General features: G+C 61.5%; 22 protein-coding genes and 2 pseudogenes. 16 read left to right on the top strand and 8 right to left on the bottom strand.

Features of this window, described 5'->3' with window-relative positions; all coding sequences use genetic code 11:
- Positions 1-2: 2 nt before the first annotated feature.
- Together FHT28_RS31845 and FHT28_RS31840 are read left to right on the top strand one after the other, a co-directional pair.
- On the top strand, positions 3-647 hold the full coding sequence (locus FHT28_RS31845) for an RNA polymerase sigma factor (protein WP_037199071.1): 645 nt from the start codon (positions 3-5) through the stop codon (positions 645-647).
- On the top strand, positions 640-1,443 hold the full coding sequence (locus FHT28_RS31840; RefSeq protein WP_246705005.1) for an anti-sigma factor: 804 nt from the start codon (positions 640-642) through the stop codon (positions 1,441-1,443). Before FHT28_RS31845 ends, FHT28_RS31840 begins: the two co-directional genes overlap by 8 nt.
- A gap of 144 nt (positions 1,444-1,587) precedes the next feature.
- Here FHT28_RS31840 and FHT28_RS31835 read toward each other — a convergent pair whose 3' ends face one another.
- Positions 1,588-1,941 (bottom strand): antibiotic biosynthesis monooxygenase, encoded by a 354-nt coding sequence (locus FHT28_RS31835; RefSeq protein WP_168598415.1) that lies wholly within the window; start codon positions 1,939-1,941, stop codon positions 1,588-1,590.
- A gap of 130 nt (positions 1,942-2,071) precedes the next feature.
- On the opposite strand from FHT28_RS31835, the gene FHT28_RS31830 reads away from it, so the two are divergent.
- The 4 genes from FHT28_RS31830 to FHT28_RS31815 all read left to right on the top strand — a co-directional run bounded on the left by FHT28_RS31830 (position 2,072) and on the right by FHT28_RS31815 (position 5,879).
- Positions 2,072-2,959, top strand: coding sequence for a LysR family transcriptional regulator (locus FHT28_RS31830; protein WP_168598394.1), 888 nt, complete (start codon positions 2,072-2,074; stop codon positions 2,957-2,959).
- Positions 2,960-3,135: 176 nt separating this feature from the next.
- Positions 3,136-4,716 carry a Ppx/GppA phosphatase family protein gene (locus FHT28_RS31825; RefSeq protein WP_168598393.1) on the top strand — a complete coding sequence of 527 codons (1,581 nt, stop codon included), beginning with the start codon at positions 3,136-3,138 and terminating at the stop codon, positions 4,714-4,716.
- The gene (locus FHT28_RS31820) at positions 4,713-5,432 is read left to right on the top strand and encodes an RlmE family RNA methyltransferase (protein WP_037198985.1); all 720 of its coding nucleotides are present in this window, start codon (positions 4,713-4,715) and stop codon (positions 5,430-5,432) included. The genes FHT28_RS31825 and FHT28_RS31820 overlap by 4 nt, the downstream gene beginning before the upstream one ends.
- 63 nt (positions 5,433-5,495) lie before the next feature.
- Positions 5,496-5,879 carry a VOC family protein gene (locus tag FHT28_RS31815; RefSeq protein ID WP_037198982.1) on the top strand — a complete coding sequence of 128 codons (384 nt, stop codon included), beginning with the start codon at positions 5,496-5,498 and terminating at the stop codon, positions 5,877-5,879.
- Between the two features lie 25 nt (positions 5,880-5,904).
- Here FHT28_RS31815 and FHT28_RS31810 read toward each other — a convergent pair whose 3' ends face one another.
- The gene (locus tag FHT28_RS31810; RefSeq protein ID WP_047640452.1) at positions 5,905-7,335 is read right to left on the bottom strand and encodes an MFS transporter; all 1,431 of its coding nucleotides are present in this window, start codon (positions 7,333-7,335) and stop codon (positions 5,905-5,907) included.
- Positions 7,336-7,682: 347 nt separating this feature from the next.
- Between FHT28_RS31810 and FHT28_RS31805 the strand changes: the two genes are divergently transcribed.
- Positions 7,683-8,555, top strand: coding sequence for an MBL fold metallo-hydrolase (locus FHT28_RS31805; protein WP_168598392.1), 873 nt, complete (start codon positions 7,683-7,685; stop codon positions 8,553-8,555).
- Between the two features lie 72 nt (positions 8,556-8,627).
- Here the strand turns inward: FHT28_RS31805 and FHT28_RS31800 are convergent.
- Positions 8,628-9,515, bottom strand: a pseudogene (locus tag FHT28_RS31800) (alpha/beta hydrolase).
- Between the two features lie 328 nt (positions 9,516-9,843).
- On the opposite strand from FHT28_RS31800, the gene guaB reads away from it, so the two are divergent.
- The 5 genes from guaB (at position 9,844) to FHT28_RS31775 (ending at position 14,254) form a co-directional block, all read left to right on the top strand.
- Complete coding sequence (guaB, locus tag FHT28_RS31795) at positions 9,844-11,328, top strand: IMP dehydrogenase (protein WP_037198972.1); 1,485 nt, start codon at positions 9,844-9,846, stop codon at positions 11,326-11,328.
- A 3-nt stretch (positions 11,329-11,331) separates the two neighbouring features.
- Positions 11,332-11,919, top strand: a complete 588-nt coding sequence (locus FHT28_RS31790) for a hypothetical protein (RefSeq protein WP_168598391.1) — start codon at positions 11,332-11,334, stop codon at positions 11,917-11,919.
- Between the two features lie 42 nt (positions 11,920-11,961).
- A complete protein-coding gene (locus tag FHT28_RS31785; protein ID WP_037198967.1) occupies positions 11,962-12,384 on the top strand; it encodes an MAPEG family protein in 423 nt (140 codons plus the stop codon).
- A 147-nt stretch (positions 12,385-12,531) separates the two neighbouring features.
- Complete coding sequence (locus tag FHT28_RS31780) at positions 12,532-13,413, top strand: dienelactone hydrolase family protein (protein ID WP_168598390.1); 882 nt, start codon at positions 12,532-12,534, stop codon at positions 13,411-13,413.
- Between the two features lie 208 nt (positions 13,414-13,621).
- Positions 13,622-14,254, top strand: coding sequence for a TetR/AcrR family transcriptional regulator (locus tag FHT28_RS31775; protein ID WP_047640456.1), 633 nt, complete (start codon positions 13,622-13,624; stop codon positions 14,252-14,254).
- Positions 14,255-14,293: 39 nt separating this feature from the next.
- On the opposite strand, the gene FHT28_RS31770 is transcribed toward FHT28_RS31775, so the two are convergent.
- Positions 14,294-15,247 (bottom strand): LysR substrate-binding domain-containing protein, encoded by a 954-nt coding sequence (locus FHT28_RS31770; RefSeq protein ID WP_037198961.1) that lies wholly within the window; start codon positions 15,245-15,247, stop codon positions 14,294-14,296.
- 201 nt (positions 15,248-15,448) lie between these two features.
- Here FHT28_RS31770 and FHT28_RS31765 point away from each other — a divergent pair, with 201 nt between their 5' ends.
- The 3 genes from FHT28_RS31765 (at position 15,449) to FHT28_RS31755 (ending at position 18,265) form a co-directional block, all read left to right on the top strand.
- Complete coding sequence (locus tag FHT28_RS31765; RefSeq protein ID WP_047640457.1) at positions 15,449-15,748, top strand: DUF1127 domain-containing protein; 300 nt, start codon at positions 15,449-15,451, stop codon at positions 15,746-15,748.
- A gap of 190 nt (positions 15,749-15,938) precedes the next feature.
- Positions 15,939-16,517 carry a dienelactone hydrolase family protein gene (locus FHT28_RS31760; RefSeq protein ID WP_047640468.1) on the top strand — a complete coding sequence of 193 codons (579 nt, stop codon included), beginning with the start codon at positions 15,939-15,941 and terminating at the stop codon, positions 16,515-16,517.
- A 119-nt stretch (positions 16,518-16,636) separates the two neighbouring features.
- Positions 16,637-18,265, top strand: a complete 1,629-nt coding sequence (locus tag FHT28_RS31755) for an ABC-F family ATP-binding cassette domain-containing protein (protein ID WP_168598389.1) — start codon at positions 16,637-16,639, stop codon at positions 18,263-18,265.
- 102 nt (positions 18,266-18,367) lie between these two features.
- Here the strand turns inward: FHT28_RS31755 and FHT28_RS31750 are convergent, their stop codons facing one another.
- The 3 genes from FHT28_RS31750 to FHT28_RS31740 form a co-directional block, all read right to left on the bottom strand.
- A complete protein-coding gene (locus FHT28_RS31750) occupies positions 18,368-19,246 on the bottom strand; it encodes an aldo/keto reductase family oxidoreductase (RefSeq protein ID WP_047640470.1) in 879 nt (292 codons plus the stop codon).
- Between the two features lie 516 nt (positions 19,247-19,762).
- Positions 19,763-20,641, bottom strand: a complete 879-nt coding sequence (locus tag FHT28_RS31745; protein ID WP_037198953.1) for a DUF937 domain-containing protein — start codon at positions 20,639-20,641, stop codon at positions 19,763-19,765.
- A gap of 137 nt (positions 20,642-20,778) precedes the next feature.
- A complete protein-coding gene (locus FHT28_RS31740) occupies positions 20,779-22,152 on the bottom strand; it encodes a glutamate--cysteine ligase (protein ID WP_037198951.1) in 1,374 nt (457 codons plus the stop codon).
- A 245-nt stretch (positions 22,153-22,397) separates the two neighbouring features.
- Between FHT28_RS31740 and FHT28_RS31735 the strand changes: the two genes are divergently transcribed.
- Complete coding sequence (locus FHT28_RS31735; protein ID WP_047561047.1) at positions 22,398-23,009, top strand: LysE family transporter; 612 nt, start codon at positions 22,398-22,400, stop codon at positions 23,007-23,009.
- Between the two features lie 13 nt (positions 23,010-23,022).
- Here the strand turns inward: FHT28_RS31735 and FHT28_RS31730 are convergent.
- A pseudogene (locus FHT28_RS31730) lies at positions 23,023-23,117 on the bottom strand (IS5/IS1182 family transposase); the annotation flags it as partial.

Here is a 23,117-nt window from a genome sequence, read left to right as displayed (position 1 = left end):
CCATGCCGGTCGCTCGTACCGCAATTTCTGCTTATAGTCTGATAGCATCGGAGTCGCCGAGAAGGCCGGCGGCTCCTGCAAGCGCTGATGTCGCGGAGGATGCCATAGCGAGCGAAGAGGATATCAGGGCGGGCCTGTCCCAACATCTGACGCGGCTGTGGCGCTATGGCGTGGTGCTGTCGCGCCAGCGTGACGTGGCCGACGATCTTGTTCAGGCGACCTGTGTCAGGGCGCTGGAGCGGGCGGCCCAGTTTACATCAGGCACGAGGCTGGATCGCTGGCTGTTTGCGATCCTTCATTCCATATGGCTGAACGAGGTTCGTTCGCGGCGGGTGCGCCTGGGACAGGGCTTTGTCGATGCCGATGAGACGCTGGTTTTCGACGGCGCGCGGGAAACAGAGACGCATATTCTCGCCGGCCAGGTGTTGCGGCGGGTGCAGGCGCTTCCGGAGGCGCAGCGCACCGCTGTATTTCTCGCCTATGTCGAAGGACTTTCCTATCGCGAGGTGGCCGACATTCTGGCTGTGCCGATCGGAACCGTGATGAGCCGGCTGGCGGCGGCGCGGGCAAAGCTTGCTGAAGGCATGGGGGCGATGGACGACGGACGGCCTTCGGGGGGCGGGCGACTGGGGAACGGAAATGAGTGAATTGAACAAAGGAAACATGCCCTCGGACGAGCAGCTCACCGCCTTCATTGATGGCGAGCTGGATGCGCCCGATCGCGAAAGGATCGAACGACTGATCGCCGCCGACGAGCGCGTGGCGGAGCGATTCGATCTCCTGTCGCACAGCGCCCTGCCGTTCCGCCAGGCGTTCGAGCCGCTGCTTGCCGAGGCCCCGGCTGCCAAGCTGGAAGCCATGCTCGCCGCCATTCCCGCAGTCCAGGAGCGCAAGACCGGTGCCTTCGATGTCAGCCGTCGAGGCTTCCTTGCGGCAATTGCCGCGAGCTTCGTAGCGGCCATTGCGGTAGACCGCGCGGTGATCGGCATTGGCCATCGCCTCGCCAGGCCGGACGAAGACACCGAATGGCGTGCCGTGGTTGCTGAATATCTCTCCCTCTATACGGCGGATACATTGAGCGCACCGGGCGGCGACCGGGCGCAGCAGACAGCGCAGCTGAACGAAGTTGGCGCTAAGCTGGGCCTGTTGCTGGCGCCCGAAACCGTCGTCATGCCGGGCGTCGACTTCAAGCGTGCCGAGATATTGAATTATGACAGCAAGCCCCTCGCGCAGATTGCCTATCTCGATCCGCAAACCGGACCCATGGCCCTTTGCATCGTCCAGTCCGCCAGGGGAGCGGCTGCGCCGGATATGGAAAATCGCCGCGGCATGAATATCGTCTACTGGTCGAGCGCCACACACGCCTTCATGCTGATCGGCCACGCACCGATCGATCGGATGAAGGCATTGGCGGATAACGTCATGGGCAGGCTCACGGCCTGAGATAACCGGCCTCTTGGAGAGTGCTCTGTTCATCGGCTCAAATCGCGCCGTTCGGTCGCGGCTGCCATCAACGCAAACGGCGGTTTGCGCTGATGTGGTCGTTTCTTCCGATCTCTGATGCGCGGTCGGAAGAAACGGAAATGCTTATCCCACGAGTGGACGCGGAAGCACGAGGTCAGAAACCTTGTAGATGTGAAATTCGCTTTCAGAGACGGTATCGAGCTTCTTAAATTTTTCAAGAAAGGCCGGATCGGAAAAGAATTCGTCGACATTGTTCTCGTCGCGGATCGCCTCGATATTCACGACGGTTTTGCCGTCCGTACTTTTCGACAGGTTACTCCATAGAAATCCTTCCTTCCGTTCCGCAACATAGTGCACGGCATCCTGGATGATTTTGAATGCTTCCTCCTGCTTGCCCGGATGGGCATGAATGACGTTCACGACGAACACGGTGGGCTGAGAAGCGAATTGGAATTCGGCTTTTTGGGGATGGGTCACGCGATCTCCGTTCAAAAGTTGTCAGGCGGAATTTGCCGCGTTGCGAGAGATAGCCGGCGACAAAGGCGGAAAAAATGGGCTAGTTATCCGCAGATAATGGACGTTGACGTCCGCAATGGGATTTCTCGCCATGGACAATATCGCCGCGTTGAATGTGTTCGTGATTGCGGCGGAAACTCGCAGTTTTGTCCGCGCAGGAGAGATACTCGGCGTTTCCTCGTCGGCCATCGGCAAAACCATGGCCCGCTTGGAGAAAAGGCTTGGCGTACGCCTGTTTCACCGAAACACCCGCAGCATCGCGATTACAGCCGAGGGTATTATGTTTCTCGAGCGCTGCAGGCGAATTTTCTCCGAGATAGAAGCGGCAGAACAGGAATTGTCGCAAACTATCGCCGCGCCCCGTGGCTGGCTCCGCGTGAGCTTGCCCCTCGCCGGCATGCTTTTCATGCCCACGATCACCAAATTCATGCGCGCGTTCCCGGACGTGATGATCGACCTCGATTTTACGGATCGCCTGGTCGATGTGATCGAAGAGGGGTTCGACGCAGTGGTGCGAACGGGCGAAATTACCGACAGCCGCCTGATGGTGCGGACGCTCGGAAGATTCTCCCACCGTGTTGTCGGGTCGAAGGAGTATTTCGACTGCTTCGGGATTCCCAAAAGGCCGGAAGACCTTTCCGCACACATGTGTCTCCACCACAAATATCCGTCAACCGGCAGGCTGGAACGCTGGCCGCTACGCCACGATGCTGGGGTGGGAAAATTGGAGCTGCCTGTATCGTCGATGGCAAGCACGCTCGAGCCGCTGATCAGTATGGCTGAGGCTGGGCTTGGTGTCGCCTGCCTGCCGCTCTTTACCATTGGCAGGCAAATTGCGGAGGGAAAGCTCGTCTCCGTTCTGGCCGACTATATCGAGGATGTCGGCGAATTCCGCATTCTCTGGCCGTCGAGCCGTCAATTGTCGCCAAAAATACAAGCCTTTGCAAAGTTCATGGTGGAAAATCTGTTTCGTCCCTGATGGCCGCCGTTTCGGGTTAGGGGGATGCTGGAAGCAGCGCGACCGAATAGCTAAAATGGCGCGATCTAAAAAGAATTTGGCGAAAGCCCATCCTGCTGGTATTCTCGGCCCAACGAAAATCGAATGAGCGCCTGCAGCATGCCGGAAGGCGTCGCTCGGCGCGGTGGAAAAGATACGTGAGTGACCCCGACAGCGGCAAAGCGCCGCAGGCAGACGGGGCGTCGGAAGCAGAGCGCAGGAAGGGTAAATCCTCCCGGCGCGCGAAGCGCAAGCGTGGCGGCCATGGCCGTCCGACCGCTCATTCTGCCGAGGCCAGTCAGGCAGGCAAGCCCAGCCCGGCGGCGACGCGCCCAACAGAGGATGAAGCCGGTTCCCCGGCCAAAAAGCGAAAGCGCCGACGCCGCGCCCGCGGCGGAGCCCATGGTGATGGGCAGCACGCTTCTCCGATACAGCAGCCCTCGTCCGCGCCGGAACACCGTGCCGCGTTGGATCATGGACATCCCTCATCGCACAAGAGCGGCAAGAACCGGCGCAAGCACCGCAGCAAGCGCGGCTTGCAGGGCCGGCCGCTGGCGCATGAGAAGACCGCGCAGATTGTCGCCCCGACGAACGCGTTTGCCGCCGGGCACGTGCAGGTCCATGAGGATCATCGCCATGACCGGCAATCGATGCCGCGGCGTGAGGGGGATGGGCAGCGTCATCATGCCGAAGGCGATTCCCGTCCGGTCGACCTTTACGCCGCGCTTGATCTCGGCACCAACAATTGCCGCCTGCTGATCGCGCAGCCGACGCGCCCGGGGCAGTTCCGGGTCATCGATGCATTCTCGCGAATCGTGCGTCTCGGCGAGGGGCTTGGCGCCAGTGGACGGCTGTCCGGCGATGCCATGGACCGGGCCGTCGAAGCGCTGCGCATCTGCGCCGCCAAGCTGAAGACGCGTGAGATCCGCCGCATGCGGCTGATCGCGACCGAAGCTTGCCGCGCGGCTGACAATGGCGAGGCCTTCCTCGAGCGCGTCACCGCCGAAACGGGATTGCAGCTGGAGATTATCGACCGCGAGACCGAAGCGCGGCTTGCCGTCTCCGGTTGCTCGTCGCTCGTCGGGCCGGAAGCGCGTTCGGTCGTGCTTTTCGATATCGGCGGCGGCTCCTCCGAGATTGCCGTCATCCGCATCGGTGAAAACCGCTCGAGCCGGCTTGCCAATCATATCACCCATTGGACCTCACTGCCCGTCGGCGTGGTGACGCTTTCGGAGCGGCACGGCGGACGCGACGTAACGCCGGAGCTGTTCGAGACGATGGTGTGCGAGGTTGAGCGCATGCTCGAACATTTCGATTGCCCGCCGGTACAGGGGGCCGCACGCGATAGCGGCGATTTCCATCTGATCGGCACGTCAGGCACGGTGACGACACTTGCCGGTGTGCATCTCGATCTGCCGCGTTACGATCGGCGCAGGGTCGACGGTGTCTGGCTGTCGGACGACGAGGTAAGCGCGATGCAGGCGAAGCTGCTCTCGTGGGACTTTGCCGGCCGCGCCGCCAATCCCTGCATCGGGCCGGATCGCGCCGATCTGGTTCTTGCGGGCTGCGCCATTCTGGAGGCGATCCGCCGCCGCTGGCCGAGCCCGCGCATGCGCGTTGCCGATCGTGGCCTGCGCGAGGGATTGCTTACCGACATGATGGCGGATGACGGCGTTTGGCGGCGGGGCCGCTCGCGCCGCGGTTATCGACCGAGGGACGTAAAGGGGCCGCAGACTTGAGTAAGCCAACCATCGCCGGCAACCGCACGGGCCGCAAGCTCGGCCAGCGCGTCAAGAAAAAGAAGCTGAAGGCCTCCTCGCGGGAGTGGCTGCATCGGCACATCAACGATCCCTATGTGCAGCGAGCCCAGCTTGAAGGCTATCGCGCCCGCGCCGCCTTCAAGCTGCTGGAGATCGACGAGAAGCACCAGATCCTGAAGGGCGCACGCCGCATCATCGATCTGGGTGCGGCACCGGGAAGCTGGTCGCAGATCGCGGCCAAGGTGACCGGGTCGACGGAAGACGATATTCGCGTCGCGGCCATCGACTTTCTGGAAATGGCGCATCTGCCTGGCGTCACCATCCTGCAGCTCGACTTTCTCGACCCGGACGCGCCGCAGCGGCTGGTCGATGCTGTCGGCGGTGAGCCGGACTTGGTGATGTCGGATATGGCGGCGCCGACGACGGGCCATCACCGCACCGATCACCTGCGCACCATGCATCTCTGCGAGGTCGCGGCGCATTTCGCAATCGAGGTTCTGGCCGAGGGCGGGCATTTCCTCGCCAAGACCTTCCAGGGCGGCACCGAGCGCGACCTGCTGAACCTGCTGAAGCAGAACTTCCGCCAGGTCGTCCATGTGAAGCCGGGTGCATCCAGGGCGGAATCGGTCGAAATGTTCCTGCTGGCAAAAGGCTTCAAGGGACGCAATGTCGAGCACGGCACAATAAGCGCTTGATTGAGCAGTCGCTTTTGGTCGATGATGTGGTCCCCTCGATACTGAAGGCGGCTCATCATCACCATGCTTCTTTACGTCACGCTCGGTTCCAATGACATTCCGCGTGCTCGCGGCTTCTATGACGCAGTTCTGCCGATCCTCGGCTACCGGCGTCAACGCGAATCGGACGAGGAAATCGGCTATGCCGCCGATGGCGACGTCCGTTGCCGGTTCTGGGTGGTGACCCCCTATGATCACCGCGCCGCAACGATCGGCAATGGCTCGATGGTTGCTCTGCATGCGGAGAGCCGCTCGGATGTCGACGCCTTCCATGCCGCGGCCCTGGCCAATGGCGGCACCGATGAAGGCAAGCCCGGCCTTCGCTCCTTCCATGCCAATTTCTATGCTGCCTATGTGCGCGACCCCGATGGCAACAAGCTGAGCGCCGTCTGCGAAAGACCGGAATAGGCGCCGACGCCTGACTGACGCGTCATCATTTTGCTGCCGGCTGCTGCACCTGTGGCTGCGCGGTGGCTACGCGCTTCAGGCCGGCCTTGTGGCCGGAGACCGTGGCGCCGGCGCTGCGATCCATTCTGATGAAGGGAATAGTGGCAAGCACGGTCAGGGCCGAGATGCAGAAGAAGGCGATGTGGAAATCGCTGACCTGCAGTTCCGTGCCGCGGAAGAAAGTCGAGGTTTCCAGGATCATGGCAGCGACCGCGACGCCGAGCGCCAGGCTGATCTGCTGCATGACGGAGCTCATGGAGGTCGCCTGGCTCGCCTGCTTGTCGCTGATATCGGCAAAGGCGAGCGCATTGATGCCGGTGAAGAAGAACGAGCGCGAGAAGCCGCCGATCAACAGCACTCCGATGATGATGAGATGCGACGTCCACGGCTGGAAGAGGCCGGTGCAGATCGTCGTAATGGTCGTGACGGCCGCAGCCGAAAGAAGTGCTGTCTTGAAGCCGACAGCGGTAAAGACCCGGCGCGCGATGAACTTGGTGGAGATCGCGCCGATCGCGCCGGCAAAGGTGATCAGGCCGGACTGGAACGGATTGAGGCCGAAGCCGAGCTGCAGCATCAGCGGCGTCAGGAATGGCATGGCGCCGATGCAGATGCGAAACAGCGTGCCGCCGGTGACGGAAGCGCGGAAGGTGCCGTTCTTCAACAGAGACAGGTCGAGGATCGGTGCGGGGTGGCGACGTGCGTGGCCGATATAGAGGAAGCCGCAGACGAAGCCGATGACGATGGCCGAGATGCCGATGTATGGCGGGAGCGCCGGCAGGCTGATGACCGACATGCCGAAGACGACGCCGGCCGCCGCGAAGGACGTCAGCAGGAAGCCGATAGCATCGAGCTTCGGCGGCATGGTGGCCTCGACTTCCGGCAGGAAGATTGACGACAGGATGACGCCGAGAATGCCGACGGGCACGTTGATCAGGAAGATCCAGTGCCAGGAGGCATAGGTAGTGATGAAACCGCCGAGCGGCGGGCCGGCCAGCGGGCCGACAAGTGCCGGAATGGAAAGAAGCGCCATGGCCGAGACCAGATCGCTCTTCTGCGTGGTGCGCACCAGCACCAGGCGTCCGACCGGTGTCATCATCGAGCCACCGACACCCTGCAGGAAGCGCGCAAAGACGAATTCCAAGAGGCCGCCCGAAAAGGCGCACATGATGGAGCCGATGACGAAGACGCAGATGGCGATGCGGAAAATGTTCTTCGCGCCGAAGCGGTCCGCCATCCAGCCGCTGATCGGGATGAATACCGCGAGCGACACCATGTAGGAGGTCAGCGCCAGTTTGAGGGTGATTGGGCCGACATGCAGATCGTTGGCGATCGCCGGCAGCGCTGTCGCGATGACCGTGGAATCCATCTGTTCCATGAAGAGAGCGACGGCGAGGATCAGCGGAACGATGCGATTCATAGGCGCTTGCCTTGATGGGTCTTATCTTCGGGAAGGCGGACCGCTGGGGAGGCAGTCAGCCGCTCTGTAGTCCTATGCGAAGCCGCTGCCAATCCCGGATTCTGCTCCATGATCGCTCGGAGATCACGTCTTCGTGATGTCCGCCCCCGCATGGCGCGGAACGCAGTATTTGACATATGCTAAGAGCATGGAAATGCTAAACGCATAAAATGCCGCCCGTGTATTAGCGGAATTGGATTGTCTTGTCATGACCAAATTATCGGTCACGCAAGATCATATTCCCGGCCCTCGTTGCCGGCGGCGATGATAGGCGCAGCTTACGCTGCCCCAGTACAAGGAGTGACATCATGACTGCCGTTCCGCCCCCAGACGCGCACCAGTTCAAATTGGGATCCTGCACCGTCACCGTCATCAAGGACGGTGCCAGTGTCATGGACAACCCGTGGGAAATCTTCGGCTCGAACCAGGCACCGGATACGGTCCGCAAACTGCTGGAGCAGAATCTCCTGCCGACGGAAAAGCTTGTGAACAGCTATACGCCCGCCATTATCGACACGGGTTTCGACGTGATCGTCGTCGACACCGGCATCGGCGCCGCCGGCCGCGCCCGCGGTCTTGGCCGCTTTCGCGAGGGCCTGAAGGCCGTCGGCTATACGCCGGAACAGGTGACCGTCGTCGCTCTGACGCATCTGCACGGAGACCATATCGGCGGGCTGATGGAGGATGGCGTCCCGGCATTTCCGAACGCCCGCTACGTTGCCGGCGAGATCGAATATGGCTTCTGGACCGACAAGGCGCGCGAAGGCACGCCCGCCGAAGGCGGCCAGAAGTCCGTGCTTGCCAATGTGGTGCCCTTCGCCGAAAAGATGACCTTCCTTAGGGATGGCGACCAGATCGTCAGCGGCATGACCGCCATGCTCGCGCCTGGTCACACGCCAGGCCATCTCGTGTTTCATCTGGAATCGGACGGCAAGCAGCTTGTCATGACCGGCGATACCGCCAATCACTATATCCTGTCCGTCGGCCGTCCGGACTGGGAAGTCCGCTTCGATGTGGATAAGACTCAAGCCGCCAAAACCCGGCGGCGCATCTTCGATATGATCGCCGCCGACCGGATTCCCTTCCTCGGCTTCCACATGCCTTTCCCCGCCGTCGGCTTCGTCGAGAAGCAGCCGGAAGGCTTCCGCTACATTCCGAAGACCTATCAGTTCGACTTGTGAGGGCAGGGGGATAGTCCTGCCTTGGCTCCGGGACATAAGCCTTACGCTACAGTCGTGGAATAGATCATCACCCTATCTCGCGACGGAACGGATGGCGGCTGCAAAGGCGGCCGGCGCTTCCTGCGGCAAGTTGTGACCTACCTTGGGAATGATGCGGCGCTCATAAAATGGTGTTGTGAAATGGCTGGCGGCGTAGTCGATCGCATCTGGTGGATCGACCCCGTCGTCTGCTCCCTGCAGCACGACAGCCGGCACGGTGATGTCAGGCTGTTTCGCTAGTAGCGCCTCGATGGGCTGCAACGCAGGATCCCCAGGGATGCCACCGAAGCGATGCCGATAGGAGTGAATGACGATGTCAACGAAATCGGGATTTTCAAACGCGAGATAGCTCTGTTCGAAGGTGGCGTCATCGAATGTCCATGTCGGAGACCATATCCGCCAGATGAAACGGCAAAGGTCGCGGCGATTCTAAGCAAGCCCGGCTCGGCCGCGTTCCGAGTGGAAATAATACTGATACCAATAACGGCATTCTTCCTCCGGCGAGACCGGGTGTTCGGCCATGGCGATATTCTGGATGTTGTATCCCGTTCCGCAGCTCACCAGCCCTCGAACGCGCTCGGGCCAAAGTGCTGCGACGATGCAGGCTGCCCGTCCGCCCCAATCATAACCCCCGAGCACGGCTGAAGGGATGGATAGCGCATCCATGAATGCCAGCAGATCGGCGCCGAGCGCCGCTTGCTCTCCGGAGCGGAAGGTCTCGTCTGACAGGAAACGGGTCGGGCCGTAGCCGCGCAGGAACGGCATGAGACAGCGCCAGCCCTCTGTTGCAAGCTGTTGTGCGACCTCGTCGTAGGCATGGACATCATAGGGGAAGCCGTGCAGCAGGATGACCGGCTTGCCGTCGAGCGGTCCGGTTTCGTGATAGGCGATTTCCAGGACTCCGGCGGTGACTGTCTTCATCCCCGATCTCTCTTCCGTTCAAAGCTGCGCGCCCAGTATGTCCCAGCATGGCAAAGGGAACCTCATACGGCAATCGAAATCCCGGATGCCTGCAACGGTTGCATACCTAGAGAGCGGATTTCCATAAAAGCCGCCCAAACACTCGCCGTTCGCAGTTTCATGGCACGGTGTGGGGGATGGTGTTATCCACCGGGCGCTTTTCCCTATTCCCTTCCTGTCATAGACGTGTTACCAGCCCTCGCCAACTTCCAAGCAACACTTGCAAGATCGCCCGGTAGACGATTCGTTCCGGAGCCTTGCTGTTTTTCACAGACGAAGGAATTTGGCCATGGCACGCATTATTGAAACGTCAACCGGGTTGGATGCTCTGACATTCGACGACGTGCTCCTGCAGCCGGGACACTCCGAGGTCATGCCCGGCCAGACGAATATTGCCACCCGCATCGCCCAGGACATAGAACTGAACCTGCCGATCATGTCAGCCGCGATGGACACGGTGACGGAAAGCCGTCTTGCCATCGCCATGGCCCAGGCCGGCGGCCTCGGCGTTATCCACCGCAACCTGACGCCGGTCCAGCAGGCCGAGGAGGTCCGCCAGGTCAAGAAATTCGAAAGCGGCATGGTGGTCAATCCGGTGACGATCGGTCCCGACGCGACGCTTGCCGAGGCACTCGCCCTGATGAGGGCGCATGGCATTTCCGGCATTCCGGTCGTTGAAAAGTCGCAACTCCCCGTTGGCATCCTCACCAATCGCGACGTCCGCTTCGCTTCCGATCCTCAGCAGAAGATCTACGAGCTGATGACCCGTGAAAACCTCATCATGGTCACGGACGGCGTGCAGCAGCAGGAAGCCAAGCGCCTGCTGCACAAGCATCGCATCGAGAAACTGCTTGTTGTCGACGGAGAAGGTCGCCTCGTCGGCCTGATCACGGTCAAGGATATCGAGAAGTCGCAGCTCAACCCGAATGCCTCGAAGGATGCGCAGGGCCGCCTGCGCGCCGCCGCCGCCATCAGCGTCGGCGACGACGGCTTCGAGCGCGCCGAACGCCTGATCGAAGCCGGCGTCGACCTCCTGGTCGTGGATACCGCCCATGGCCATTCGCAGCGCGTTCTCGACGCCGTCACCCGCGTCAAGAAGCTCACCAACTCGGTCCGCATCATGGCCGGCAACGTCGCTACCTATGACGGCACGCGAGCGCTGATCGATGCCGGCGCGGACGCCGTCAAGGTCGGCATCGGCCCCGGCTCCATCTGCACGACCCGTATCGTCGCTGGCGTCGGCGTGCCGCAGCTCGCGGCCATCATGTCGGCGGTCCAGGCCGCTCAGGACCAGAACATCCCCGTCATCGCCGATGGCGGCATCAAGTTCTCCGGCGATCTGGCCAAGGCCATCGCCGCCGGCGCTTCCGCTGCCATGGTCGGCTCGCTGCTGGCCGGCACGGATGAAAGCCCGGGCGAGGTCTATCTCTACCAGGGTCGCTCCTTCAAGGCCTATCGCGGCATGGGCTCCGTCGGTGCCATGGCGCGCGGCTCGGCCGATCGCTACTTCCAGGCTGAGGTCCGCGACACGCTGAAGCTGGTGCCGGAAGGCATCGAAGGCCAGGTACCCTACAAGGGCCCGGTCTCGGGCGTGCTGCATCAGCTCGCCGGCGGCCTCAAGGCTGCGATGGGCTATGTCGGCGGCGCCGATCTCAAGGATTTCCAGGAGCGCGCCACCTTCGTGCGCATCTCCGGCGCGGGCCTGCGTGAAAGCCATGCCCATGACGTCACGATCACCCGCGAAAGCCCGAACTATCCGGGTGGAGGCGTCTGATCGATGGCAGATCAAGCCCAAGGCAGCGTCAGGTCCCTGCAGGGCCTGACGGCGATCCTCGCGGCTCTCTGCCTGGCGCTGTTTGCCTGGATCTATGCCGGCTTCGTCACTGCCTTTCGTAATGCGGCGGGGCAGCAGATGCTGGATGCGCGCATCGGCGGCTACGAGCAGGGTGATGTCATTGCCATGGTGCGCTATCTCAAGGATCATCCCGATCCGGCTGCAATCCTGCATTCCATGTATCTCGGACCGGAACTGGTCTTTCCGCTGGTGCTGGCCGGCCTGTTGTTCTGCCTGATGCGTCTGATCGGTCCCGGCGGTTTCTTCTTCGGCCGCCCCCTTCCGCCGGGCGCGACCACAGTCATTTTCTGTCTGCCGGTCTTTTATGGGGTTGTCGATTATGCCGAGAATATCGCCGGCCTCATGCTTTATCCGCCGGCGATGCCAGCGGACTCGACCGTAACGCTTCTTTCAAGCGTGCTGCCAATCATCGTGAGGCTGAAGTTCCTGACGCTGGTAGTGACCGTTATTCTGCTGGCCCGTTTCGCGATTTTTCGCTACCTCTCGCCGGACGGCTCCAGACCGTCCTGATCGACCGTTTCGGCTTTCGGAAATTCCAAAGGAGTTGGCGACTTGACAGGCTATGAAATGTTCTGGCCGATGGTGGCGCATGCGGTGCTTGTTTTCATTCTCTATGCATTGCTGGGTTGGCGTCGCCGCGTTCTGGTGAACGACGGCCGGATCAAGCCCTCACAATTTCGCGAAAACCATGCCGGCGACGAGCCTGCGGAAAGCCTGGTGGTGCGCAACAGCATCGCCAATCAGTTCGAGCTTCCCTTGCTCTTTTACGTCTGCTGCATCGTGCTCTATGTGACCCAGGCGGATAACCTGCCTGCCGTGATCCTTGCCTGGCTGTTCGTCGCCACGCGCTATGTGCATGCCTTCGTGCATGTGACCAGCAACAACCTGCGCTACCGCAGCCCGCTCTTTGCCCTGGGCTATATTGTGCTGGCCGGCATGTGGGTCTGGCTCGGCGTCTGGCTCGCCTTCTCCTAAGCGGCGTGCGTAATCGCTGATAGCAACCTGCGGTAACGTATTTGTGTTCTTCCTTTGTCGTTACGCCGCCACCCGGCGACCTATCTTGTCAGCGGGTGGCTTGCAGCAACGTGCCGGCTGCCGGAGAGAAATAGGGAGAACAGGACCATGAGCACGGACAACCCCATCGTGACGCAGGCGATGATCAACGCCTATGACGAATATACGCATCTGACGCTCGATCGTCGGGGCTTCATGGAAAAGCTGACGAAGCTTGCGGGCTCGGCCGGAGCTGCCGCCGCCATCGCGCCGCTGCTTGCCGCCAACAAGGCGAGTGCCGAGGTCATTGCCGCCGACGACAACAGGGTGAAAGGCAAGGATGTCACCTACGCCGGCAGCAAGGGCGAGATGAAGGGGTATCTCGTCCGTCCGAAGGATGCGGCCGGCAAGCTCGGCGGCGTCATCGTCATCCACGAAAACCGTGGCCTCAATCCGCATATTCGTGACGTGGCGCGCCGCATGGCACTGGAAGGTTTTATCGCGCTGGCGCCGGACTTCCTGTCGCCGCTCGGCGGCACGCCCGAGGACGAGGACAAGGCGCGCGACATGTTCACCAATCTCGACCCGGCGCTGACGGCAGCCAATGCCGAGGCGAGCCTCGCCTATCTCGCCAAGCTCGACGGAGCCAACGGCAAGGTCGGCGCTGTCGGCTTCTGCTGGGGCGGCGGCCTTATCAATCGCTTCGCGACCATTTCGCCGGAATTGAAGGCCGGTGTCGCCTATTACGGCGCGCAGCCGCCGGCGAGCGATGTCCCGAACATCAAGGCCGCTCTTCTGCTGCATTATGCCGGCCTGGACGATCGCATCAATGCCGGAATCGATGCCTATCGCAAGGAGTTGCAGGCAGGCGGCAAGACCTTCGAGATCTTCGTCTATGACGGCGTCAACCACGCCTTCAACAATGATACGTCCGCCGCCCGTTATGACAAGAAGGCTGCGGATCTGGCCTGGGGCCGAACCGTCGAGTTCCTGAAAAAATACGTGGCGTAGGGCGCATCATACGTCTTCGATGCCGCCCGATGAGGCAATCATCATGCACCAAGGCCGAGACCATGGCCGGCCTTGGTCGTCGCAGCCGCAACGTGCATCTCGACTATACTTAAAATTGGAATTTTCCCTTTTACGCGCGTTGAACGCGTGTGTGCCATAGCGTCTCCACGCCCCGCGTCGTTCCGCATGACAAGGAAACGGGAAATGCATGAGTCCTGATAGCCCCGCCCACACCACGTTCCGCAAGAGGCCGCAGCAGGAACGAAGCATCCAGCGTGTCGACGCCATTCTCGCCGTTGCCGCCAGGCTGATCGCGGAGAAGGGCGTCAGCGCGGTGAAAATGACGGAGCTGGCCACCGTGGCCGGGATCCCGATCGGTTCGATCTATCAGTATTTCCCGGACAAGGCCGCGATCGTCAGGGCCTTGCTCGAGCGTCACGCCAATCTCATCCAGCAGAAGGTCGGGGAAGCCTTCGCCGCCGTAAGGTCGCTTGACCATGCCGTGGAACTGGTTTGCGGCATGATCGATTGGTACTACCGCGAATTTCGCGGCGATCCGGCCTATCTGGGCGTATGGTTGGGAACGGAGATAGACAGGGATATCCTGCAGCTCAACATGCAGCACAGCAATCACGTCGCTGAAATATTCCTCAGTAATATCCAGCCCTTCCTGCCGGCCGAAAGCCGCATCGACCTGAAGGCGCGCACGCAGCTCTTCAGCCATCTGATCGGCGCATCCGTCCGCTTTGCCATCATGAGCGACCATGGAATGTCGATACGCTTGCTGCATGAATGGAAACAGGTGATCCGCGCTACGCTGCTGGCAGAGCCGGCACCGTAGCAAGATCGGGCAATGAGGCGCCGGTTGCCGAAAAGGCGCTTACCAGCCCGGCAGAATATGCCCGGCGCGCAGCCTTGGAGAATAGCGGGTGTAGGTCTTCACCTCGCCATCGAGGTCGTCGTCGACCGCTGCCGGCGTGATGTTGTCCAGGCAGGCGGAGATATGGGCGGTGATGGCGTTCATCAGCGACACGGAAAGGCCCGCCCGCTTCATGATGCCGATCTGCACCGGCGGCAGGGGTGGGAAACCGTCGGCCTGGGTCAGCACTTTCATGCCGGTCCTGAGCGCCGATTCCGGCATGACCGAAACCGCCATCCCGGCGAGCACCGCCGCCGCAACCACGGTGCAGGACCAGCTGGTGAACAGGATCTGATAGTCGCGGCCGCCGGCATCGAGCGCCGAGCAGGCAAGCTGGCGCCACTGACAGTCGCGCCGCCCGACGGCGAGCGGGATGGGTGCATCGTCGCGCAGCGGATGGTTGGCCGAGCCGACCCAGCAGAGCGGCTCGGTCCGCACGACATCGGACATTCTCTCACGCGGATTGTGCGTGACGAGCGCGATGTCGAGCTCGCCGCGATGCATGCGCTCGGCAAGATCGACCGAGGGTTCGCAGACGATGTAGAGCTCGACGTTCGGATGCGTCTTGGCGAAGCGGCCGATGATCTCGGGCATGTAGCGGTCGGCGTAATCATCCGGCGTGCCGATCCGCAACGTCCCTTCGAGACGGTTGTCGTCGAAGGCGGCCATCGCTTCGTTGTTCAGGCGGATGATGCGGCGGGCGTAGTTGAGCAGTTTTTCGCCTTCGGCGGTCAGGCGGTTGCCGCGGCCGTCCTTGATGAAAAGCTGCTTGCCGACGCGCTCTTCCAGCCGGCGCATCTGCATCGAAACCGCCGACTGTGTCTTGAATACCCGGTCGGCGGCCTTGGTGAAGCTGCCGGAATCCACGATTGCGATGAAGGTCTGCAATTGGTCGAGGTCGAGCGGCGCGGCCATGGTCTCACCTATAAAGGAGTTTGATAGTTATCATTAGAAACATTCGTTGGACTGATCAATAGGGCTTTGGCATCTTCCTGATGCAATTCAGCATACCAATCGAACAGAAACTCTTGTCGAACTTCTCCCGGCCGACGCCCCTTTCCCAGACCATCGGGAAGGGGCTTGGCTAGCGTGTGCCTCAAGGAAAGGACTACGGAAATGCGCACGACAGATCGGACACTTCACCTCGGCCCTGCAACACGGTCGCTGCCGTTGACGGCACGCTTGATGCTTGCTTTCGCCAATGTGGCATCCGGCTGGCGCGCAATCCGCAATCGCCGCGAGATCCACTATCTGAATGAGCTGAACGACAGCCAGCTGAAGGACATCGGCCTGACCCGCCAGGACCTCGACGCCGCGCTGATCACCTCGACCTTCTTCGAGGACCCGTCCAGCCACCTGACTAATTCCGCGCGTCGCCGCACACGCCTCTCCGCCTTCAGCAGCTTCCGCGACTGAAGTCGGAAAATAGTTTCCCCGCAGGGTGATAGCCAATAAGCCCTGCCTCTTTCCCGGTGTTCGGCCTCAGGCCAACACCGGGTTTTTTCTTTTTGTGGATATTGTTCCGACGGCAGACCATGGGCGGACAAGTTGCCTGCAGCGGCAATTGCCTTATGTTACCGCTGATCGAAATTGCAGGGATGTGGCGATGGCAACCGTGATCTTCTTCCACTCTGTCTATGGCTTGCGTTCTCTCGAAAATGAGGCCGTCGAGCGCGTGCAGGCGGCCGGACACAAGGCTTTCGCACCGGATCTCTATGAAGGGCTGATCGCCCGATCGATCGAAGAAGGCTTTGAATTCAAGGACGAAATCGGCTGGCCGACGATTTGCGAGCGCGCGGAATGGGCGATGGCGGGCCTGCCTGCATCGACTGTGCTCGCCGGGTTTTCGATGGGCGCCGCCGTTGCGGCGAGCCTCTGGCCGAAACGGCCGAAGACCGCCGGCGTCCTTTTCCTGCATGGCATCGCCGGAATTGCCGACAATGCCCGCAAGGGCCTGCCCGTTCAGCTCCATCTTGCCGAACCGGATCCGTTCGAACCGGAGGAGGATGTTGCCGCCTGGCGATCGGCGGCCGCGCGGTCCGGGATCGCGGCGGATATATTCACCTATCCCGGCGGCGGCCATCTTTATACCGATGCCAGCCTGCCCGATTATGATGCCGCGGCTGCCGACCTCACCTGGAAGCGAGTCATAAGCTTTCTTGATGCCGTCGACGCCCAAGCTTGAACTGAAACTATTTGTCGCCTAACTTATGGGCATCAGTCATTCAAACAGGATGTGTGCCGCAATGGATTCCAACCCGACCGCAATGCCGTTCAGCCTTGCCATCGGGGACATTCGTATCCATGCCTTCATCCATCGTTCTATCCAATCTTTCTTGGTCCACGCCTGACGGCCGGCCGCTTCTTTCCAATCTCGATCTGAGCTTCGGCACCGAACGCACGGGCCTTGTCGGCCGCAACGGCGTCGGCAAGACGACGCTGCTCAAGCTCGTTGCCGGCGAATTGCAGCCCCGGTCCGGCACGGTCTCCTTCAACGGCAGACTGGGCATCCTGCGTCAGAGCGTTCAAGTGCAGGCCGGTGAAACCGTCGCTGATCTCTTCGGGGCGAGCGAGGCACTGGCCGTCCTGAAGCGTGCGGAGGCTGGCGGGGCAACGGCCGAAGAACTCGCCTCGGCGGACTGGACGCTGGAGGCCCGCATCGCCTCGGCGCTCCATCGCGTCGGGCTCGATGTCTCGCCCGAGACACTTCTCGTCACCCTGTCTGGCGGGCAGCGCACGCGATGTGGCCTTGCGGCGCTGATCGTCGACGATCCCGATTTCCTCATTCTGGACGAACCGACCAATAATCTCGACCGCGACGGCCGTGCCTCGGTGATCGATCTGCTTTCGAACTGGAGAGCGGGCGCGATCGTGGTCAGCCATGACAGGGAGCTGCTCGATGCGATGGATGCGATCGTCGAGCTGACCTCGCTCGGGGCGACACGTTACGGCGGCAACTGGAGCCAATATCGTGAACGCAAGGCCCTGGAGCTGGCGGCGGTCGAGCATGAGTTCGCCGAGGCCGAGAAGCGCGTAGTTGAGGTCGCACGAAGCGCGCAGGCAACAGTCGAGCGGCAGGCCCGCCGGGACAAGGCCGGCCGGAAGATGGCGGCCAAAGGCGACATACCGCGCATCATGCTCGGCGGATTGAAGGAGCGAAGCGAGACGACGGGCGGCGAGAACGCGCGTCTTGCCGAGCGCCGGCGCGCCCAGGCTTTGCAGGATGCCGCAACCGCCCGCGAAAAGATCGAGATCCTGCAACCGCTGACGGTCAAGCTGCCGACATCGGGATTGCCGGCAAGCCGGATCGTTCTGAAGATGGAGAAAGTCACCGCCGGCTATCAGCCGGAACGACCGATTATCAGCGATTTCGATTTCGTCATCACCGGCCCGGAACGCATTGCGATCACCGGGCCGAACGGCTCGGGCAAGACGACGCTTCTGGCGCTCGTCTCCGGTGCGTTGGAGCCATGGAGCGGGACGGTGCGCGTCGTCTCCTCAGCCATCCTGGATCAGCGCGTCAGCCTGCTCGATCCATCGCTTTCGATCCGCGACAACTTCCGCGACATCAATCCGGATGCGGACGAAACGGCCTGCCGCGCCGCGCTCGCGCGCTTCATGTTCAGGGCGGATGCGGCGCTGCAGATCGTCTCCACCTTGAGCGGCGGACAGCTGTTGCGCGCAGGCCTTGCCTGCGTGCTCGGCGGAGCGGTGCCGCCAGCACTGTTGATCCTCGACGAACCCACCAATCATCTCGATATCGATTCGATCGCGGCGGTCGAGGCGGGATTGCGCGCTTATGACGGCGCGCTGCTGGTGGTCAGCCACGACGAGATATTTCTGGAGAGCATCGGGATATCGCGTCGGCTGGAATTACCCTTGCGGACGACCGATTGGGCAGGGACCACCGATTGGGCAGGGACCGTGGAATGAGGAAAAACTGCGTCATGCGGTTAAGCTCGTGACGTGTGCAACACCCCCGCCTCTGCCATGAGCGGGGCGGGGGAGCTCCAAAACAATCGGATCCAGAGAGCGTCAGGCGGCGCCGACGCCCGCGATGCGATCCAGTTCGGCAATCTCGTTCTTCGGCAGCACGAGCCCGGCGGCGGCGAGATTCTGCTGCAAGTGCTCGAGAGACGAGGTGCCGGGAATGAGCAGGATATTCGGTGCGCGTTGAAGCAGCCAGGCGAGCGCCACCTGCATCGGCGTAGCCTTCAGGCGTGCGGCGACATCGGACAGGGTGGAGGATTGCAACGGGGAGAACCCGCCGAGCGGAAAGAACGGCACATAGGCGATACCGTCGCGGGCAAGCTCGTCGATCAGAGTGTCGTCGGCCCGGTGAGCCAGATTATACTGGTTCTGCACGCAGACGATCTCGGTGATCCCACGTCCCTCGGCGATCTGCTTGGCGGTGACGTTGCTGAGCCCGATGTGACGCACGAGACCCTGCCTCTGAAGATCAGCCAGGATTGTCAGGGGCGCCTCGATCGACCCCTCGGCGGGACCATGCACATCGAGCATGATGCGAAGGTTGACGACGTCAAGCACATCCAGCCCCAGATTGCGGAGATTGTCATGCACCGCCTGCGTCAGCTCCTCGCGAGAGAAGGCCGGCAGCCATGAGGCATCCGTGCCCCTCCGGGCGCCGATCTTGGTGACAATGACGAGATCGTCACGGTAGGGGTGGAGCGCTTCGCGGATCAGCCGGTTGGTAACGTGCGGGCCGTAGAAATCGCTTGTGTCGATATGGTCGACGCCAGCGGCGACCGCTGCGCGCAATACGGCGAGCGCCGTCTCGTGATCCTTGGGCGGCCCGAACACGCCGGGGCCCGCAAGCTGCATGGCGCCGTAGCCGAGACGTTTGACGCTATAGTCGCCGAGGGTAAAGCTGCCGGATTGATCGATGTTGGACATGATTATCTCCATTCAAGATGGAACAGAGATATGCGCAATCCCGCTGTTTGATAACCGGGTGCAATCAGTACAGGTTGTGCGGAATTTCGAACAATGGATGTCGAGTTTGCTTGAGATCGTTGTCTCTCCATGTCGCGCTGTTCGGTGCGACGGTGGATTATCATGAGCTGCTCCGTCCGCGTCTCGCCGGATCATATATCATCGGTGGTGGGCTCACTCAGGCGCGTGCGGAGGAGCTCTTAAGGGAAGGCAAAGCCGACGCGGTGGTTTTGGCACGGTCTTTCTCGCCAACCCGGATTGCCGGAGCGTTTTCGTCGCAACGCGCCTCTAAACGAACCGGATCGCTCGACCTTCTGTGCGCCCGGAGCCAAGGGCTATATCGACTATCCGACGCTTGCCGCGTAGGCCCATCGGTCGCCTCCAGCCTGCACGCCGCGTGTGGCAGCGCGGTTAGAGCATTTCCAGGAAAAGTGCGAAGCGGTTTTCCGTCTGGAATGCGTAAAGAAACAAAACGCTCTAGGACTTGCCTTCGGGCGTCTTGGCCGGGCTGCCGTTCTGCATATAACTATCGAAGATCGTTTCCATGTTCTTCTGGTAGTTCTTCTGCACTTCCAGGCCGCTGTCGAACATGGCGTTGAACATGTCGGTATAGGCGGCCATGTCGACGCCGGCGGCGGGCTTCGCCTTGGGTTCTTCCTTCGGCGGCTCGACTGGCGACATCGGAAAGTTGCGCATCATGTCCTGAAACGCCTTGGCAAAGGGATTGTCGAGGAAGGGATTGGCGGGTTCGGCCTTCCCGTGCTTGGCCGGATCGCCGCCGAACATCAGTTCCATCGCCTGGGTGAAGGGGTTGTTGAAGATGTTTGCCTGCGGAGACGGCCGCTGCTTCGGCGCGAAACCGATGGTCTGCAGCCAGCCTTGCATCATCTCGCCCATCGCCGTGTTGAGGAAGGGATTGGCCATTGGCGGTATCTGGCCGCTGGTCTCCTTGAACAGGCCGCCCATTAGCGTATCGGCCATGGCGGGCAGCATGCGCTTGTAGATCTCCTGGCCGACGCCGGTCATTTGTGCCGCCTGCGCCGCGATCGCACGGGAGACTTCCTTGGAGCCGAAGAGGCGCGCCAAGACGGCGTTGCCATCGGCAATGCCTTCCGGCGTGAAGGCCTTGCCCATGTCCTCGAAATATTTGGCATAGTTGCCTGAGGTGATGTCCTGCATCACGCCCATGAAATTATAGGGGTCCGCCGCGCTGCGCTTGAAGCCGGTCGAGAAGGCCGGCATCAGCGCCGCCATCGCCTTGGTCGCCTGTTCCTGCGCGAGGTTGAACTGCTTGGCCATGGCCTCAGTCGCGGCGCCGTTCTGTGCCTGCATCATCATGTCGAAGAGTGGCAGCATCGAAGTCCCTTTCCCCGCAGTAACGCCGCTTCGGAATCACGCGGCGCATGATTCCGATAGTATAGCGGGAAAAAAGAGAGCGCATACCGGTTTCTGCCGTCGTTCCGTCCAGGCGATGAAGGCAGGCAGATCCGCTATCAGTATTGATATTCCTCGAAGATCGGCTCGACCGACTGGTTCCAGCGGCCGTTGTAGAGCATCAGCAGATCGTCGGCGAGCGTGCCCTTCTTCGCAAGCACCTCATCGAGCGGTGCGAGGAAGACGGTTTCGTCCTGCCCGTCGCCATTCAGCCGCGCGCGGTTCTTCAGGCCGATGCGGGAAATGCCGACGACTTCGCGGGCAATGTCCATCAGGCCATGCCCCTTGATCACAGCCTTCAGGCCTTGCGCCGGCACGACGTTGCGCAGCGCATTGACCTCGTCGAAGCTCCAGTCCTTGGTCAGCTCGTCGGCAGCCGTCAGCGCGGCATCGTCGTAAAGCAGGCCGACCCAGAAGGCCGGCAGGGCACAGATGCGCCGCCAGGGGCCGCCGTCGGCGCCGCGCATCTCCAGGAAGCGCTTGAGACGCACGTCGGGGAACAGCGTCGAAAGATGGTTCGTCCAGTCGCCCATCGTCGGCTCCCAGGCCGCGATCTCGCCCTTCAAGGCGCCGTTCATGAACTGGCGGAAGGTGACATGCGTACAGTCATGGTAGCGACCGTCGCGGACGACGAAATACATGGGAACGTCGAGCGCCCATTTCACGTAGTCTTCGAAGCCGAAATCATCCCGGAAGGTGAAGTCGAGCAGGCCGCCGCGGCTGTTGTCGGTATCGCGCCAGATGTCCCCGCGCCAGGAGGAAAGGCCGTTTGGCTTGCCCTCGGTGAAGGGCGAGGAGGCGAAGAGCGCCGTTGCCAGCGACTGCAGCTTCATCGACACGCGCATCTTGCGGCGCATGTCCTCTTCCGACGAAAAATCGAGATTCACCTGGATCGTGCAGGTGCGGTACATCATGTCGAGACCCTGGGTGCCGACCTTCGGCATGTAGCGGCTCATGATCTCGTAGCGGGATTTCGGCATGCGCGGGGTTTCGGCCAGGGTCCATTTCGGGCTGCCGCCAATCCCGAGGAAGCGAATGCCCATCGGCTCGGCGATCTCGCGCACGGTTGCCAGATGGCTGTTGGATTCCTTGCAGGTCTCGTGGATGGTTTCGAGCGGCGCGCCTGACAATTCGAACTGGCCGCCCGGCTCGATCGAGATCGCGCCCATGCCTGTGGGCTCACTGAGCCCGATGATGTTGCCGCGATCCATGATCGGATCCCAGCCGCTCTTTTCCTGCAGCCCCTTCAGGAGTGCGGAAATGCTGGCTTCGCCGAAATAGGGCACAGGGCTGTTGTCGGCGCGGAAGAACACGAACTTCTCGTGCTCCGTACCGATGCGGAAGTCCTCCTTGGGCCTGCTGCCGGCGGCCAGATAGGCCGTCATTTCCGAGACCGATGAGAGCGGAGTCTGGTCGGTGGTGTCGCGCGCCATGGTATTACCTTAGATCTCGGAAAGAGAACCCGCGCCAGCCGCAGGCCAATTGGAAGGGTGATTGACGCGGATTGAGGTACGGTGCAAGTGAATTTCTTTCAAGGGTCGTTCAAAAAAATAGGATTTTGTGTCTTAGAGGTCGCATCGCGACTGTGCGACTCGCCGGCATATTTGCACAAGTGTTCAAGACCTCCAGCCATTCCCGCGGATAGTTTGCTTCGACTGACAATGAACGGAGCATATCCATGTTCGGTGAAAATGGCCTTTATCCCATCCTGACGCTGCTTCTGGCGTCCTTGGTCATCATGGGGAGCCCCGGTCCTTCGACGATCAGCGCGACGGCGATGGGTGCTGCTTATGGCTTCCGGCGATCGCTTGGATATGTGTCCGGCCTCATCGTCGGCACTGTTGCGGTATTGCTGGCCGTGGCAGCCGGCGTCGTTGCCGTATTGCTCTCCGTGCCGCATGGCGCGCTCGTGCTGACGGTGGTTTCGGCTGTTTACATCCTTTACCTCGCCTTCAGGATCGCCACGGCGCCGCCGCTGGCACGCAGTGACGATCAGGTCGCCGCCCCCGCATTTTCCGGTGGCTTCCTTTTGGCTGTCGCCAATCCGAAGGCCTATGTGGCGATCGCCGCAGTCTTCGCCGGTGTCAGCGTCTTTCAGGATCGGCGGCTGCTCGATACCACAGTGAAGATCGCGCTGCTGACGGGGATGATCGTCGCCATCCATATCGTATGGCTTCTCGTCGGCGCCTCTCTGTCGCGCTTCCTTCAGCATCCCACGGTTTCGCGGGCGGTCAACATCTCCCTGGCTGTCCTGCTGGTCGTTGCGACGGTGTTCGCCGTGGTGGGCTGACGGCGAGGCGAGCCTAGGTGACCGACTCATAAGATCGGAGCCAAATTCGAATTGAGGCTAGCTGGACGGATGCGAGGAAGTTGTCGTCGCGTTTGTCGTATCGGGTTG

Source organism: Rhizobium sp. SG570 (assembly GCF_012275345.1).
Taxonomy (GTDB): domain Bacteria; phylum Pseudomonadota; class Alphaproteobacteria; order Rhizobiales; family Rhizobiaceae; genus Rhizobium; species Rhizobium lusitanum.
The sequence above is the reverse complement of the archived record's forward strand: the minus strand, read 5'-3'. Positions and strand labels throughout refer to the sequence as shown.

Excerpts from the sequence above, each read along its gene's own strand:
- FHT28_RS31845 (WP_037199071.1), top strand. The coding sequence starts at position 3 with ATGCCGGTCGCTCGTACCGCAATTTCTGCTTATAGTCTGATAGCATCG.
- FHT28_RS31840 (WP_246705005.1), top strand. The coding sequence starts at position 640 with ATGAGTGAATTGAACAAAGGAAACATGCCCTCGGACGAGCAGCTCACC.
- FHT28_RS31830 (WP_168598394.1), top strand. The coding sequence starts at position 2,072 with ATGGACAATATCGCCGCGTTGAATGTGTTCGTGATTGCGGCGGAAACT.
- FHT28_RS31815 (WP_037198982.1), top strand. The coding sequence starts at position 5,496 with ATGCTTCTTTACGTCACGCTCGGTTCCAATGACATTCCGCGTGCTCGC.
- FHT28_RS31810 (WP_047640452.1), bottom strand. The coding sequence starts at position 7,335 with ATGAATCGCATCGTTCCGCTGATCCTCGCCGTCGCTCTCTTCATGGAA.
- FHT28_RS31805 (WP_168598392.1), top strand. The coding sequence starts at position 7,683 with ATGACTGCCGTTCCGCCCCCAGACGCGCACCAGTTCAAATTGGGATCC.
- guaB (WP_037198972.1), top strand. The coding sequence starts at position 9,844 with ATGGCACGCATTATTGAAACGTCAACCGGGTTGGATGCTCTGACATTC.
- FHT28_RS31790 (WP_168598391.1), top strand. The coding sequence starts at position 11,332 with ATGGCAGATCAAGCCCAAGGCAGCGTCAGGTCCCTGCAGGGCCTGACG.
- FHT28_RS31780 (WP_168598390.1), top strand. The coding sequence starts at position 12,532 with ATGAGCACGGACAACCCCATCGTGACGCAGGCGATGATCAACGCCTAT.
- FHT28_RS31775 (WP_047640456.1), top strand. The coding sequence starts at position 13,622 with ATGAGTCCTGATAGCCCCGCCCACACCACGTTCCGCAAGAGGCCGCAG.
- FHT28_RS31770 (WP_037198961.1), bottom strand. The coding sequence starts at position 15,247 with ATGGCCGCGCCGCTCGACCTCGACCAATTGCAGACCTTCATCGCAATC.
- FHT28_RS31765 (WP_047640457.1), top strand. The coding sequence starts at position 15,449 with ATGCGCACGACAGATCGGACACTTCACCTCGGCCCTGCAACACGGTCG.
- FHT28_RS31760 (WP_047640468.1), top strand. The coding sequence starts at position 15,939 with ATGGCAACCGTGATCTTCTTCCACTCTGTCTATGGCTTGCGTTCTCTC.
- FHT28_RS31755 (WP_168598389.1), top strand. The coding sequence starts at position 16,637 with ATGCCTTCATCCATCGTTCTATCCAATCTTTCTTGGTCCACGCCTGAC.
- FHT28_RS31750 (WP_047640470.1), bottom strand. The coding sequence starts at position 19,246 with ATGTCCAACATCGATCAATCCGGCAGCTTTACCCTCGGCGACTATAGC.
- FHT28_RS31745 (WP_037198953.1), bottom strand. The coding sequence starts at position 20,641 with ATGCTGCCACTCTTCGACATGATGATGCAGGCACAGAACGGCGCCGCG.
- FHT28_RS31740 (WP_037198951.1), bottom strand. The coding sequence starts at position 22,152 with ATGGCGCGCGACACCACCGACCAGACTCCGCTCTCATCGGTCTCGGAA.
- FHT28_RS31735 (WP_047561047.1), top strand. The coding sequence starts at position 22,398 with ATGTTCGGTGAAAATGGCCTTTATCCCATCCTGACGCTGCTTCTGGCG.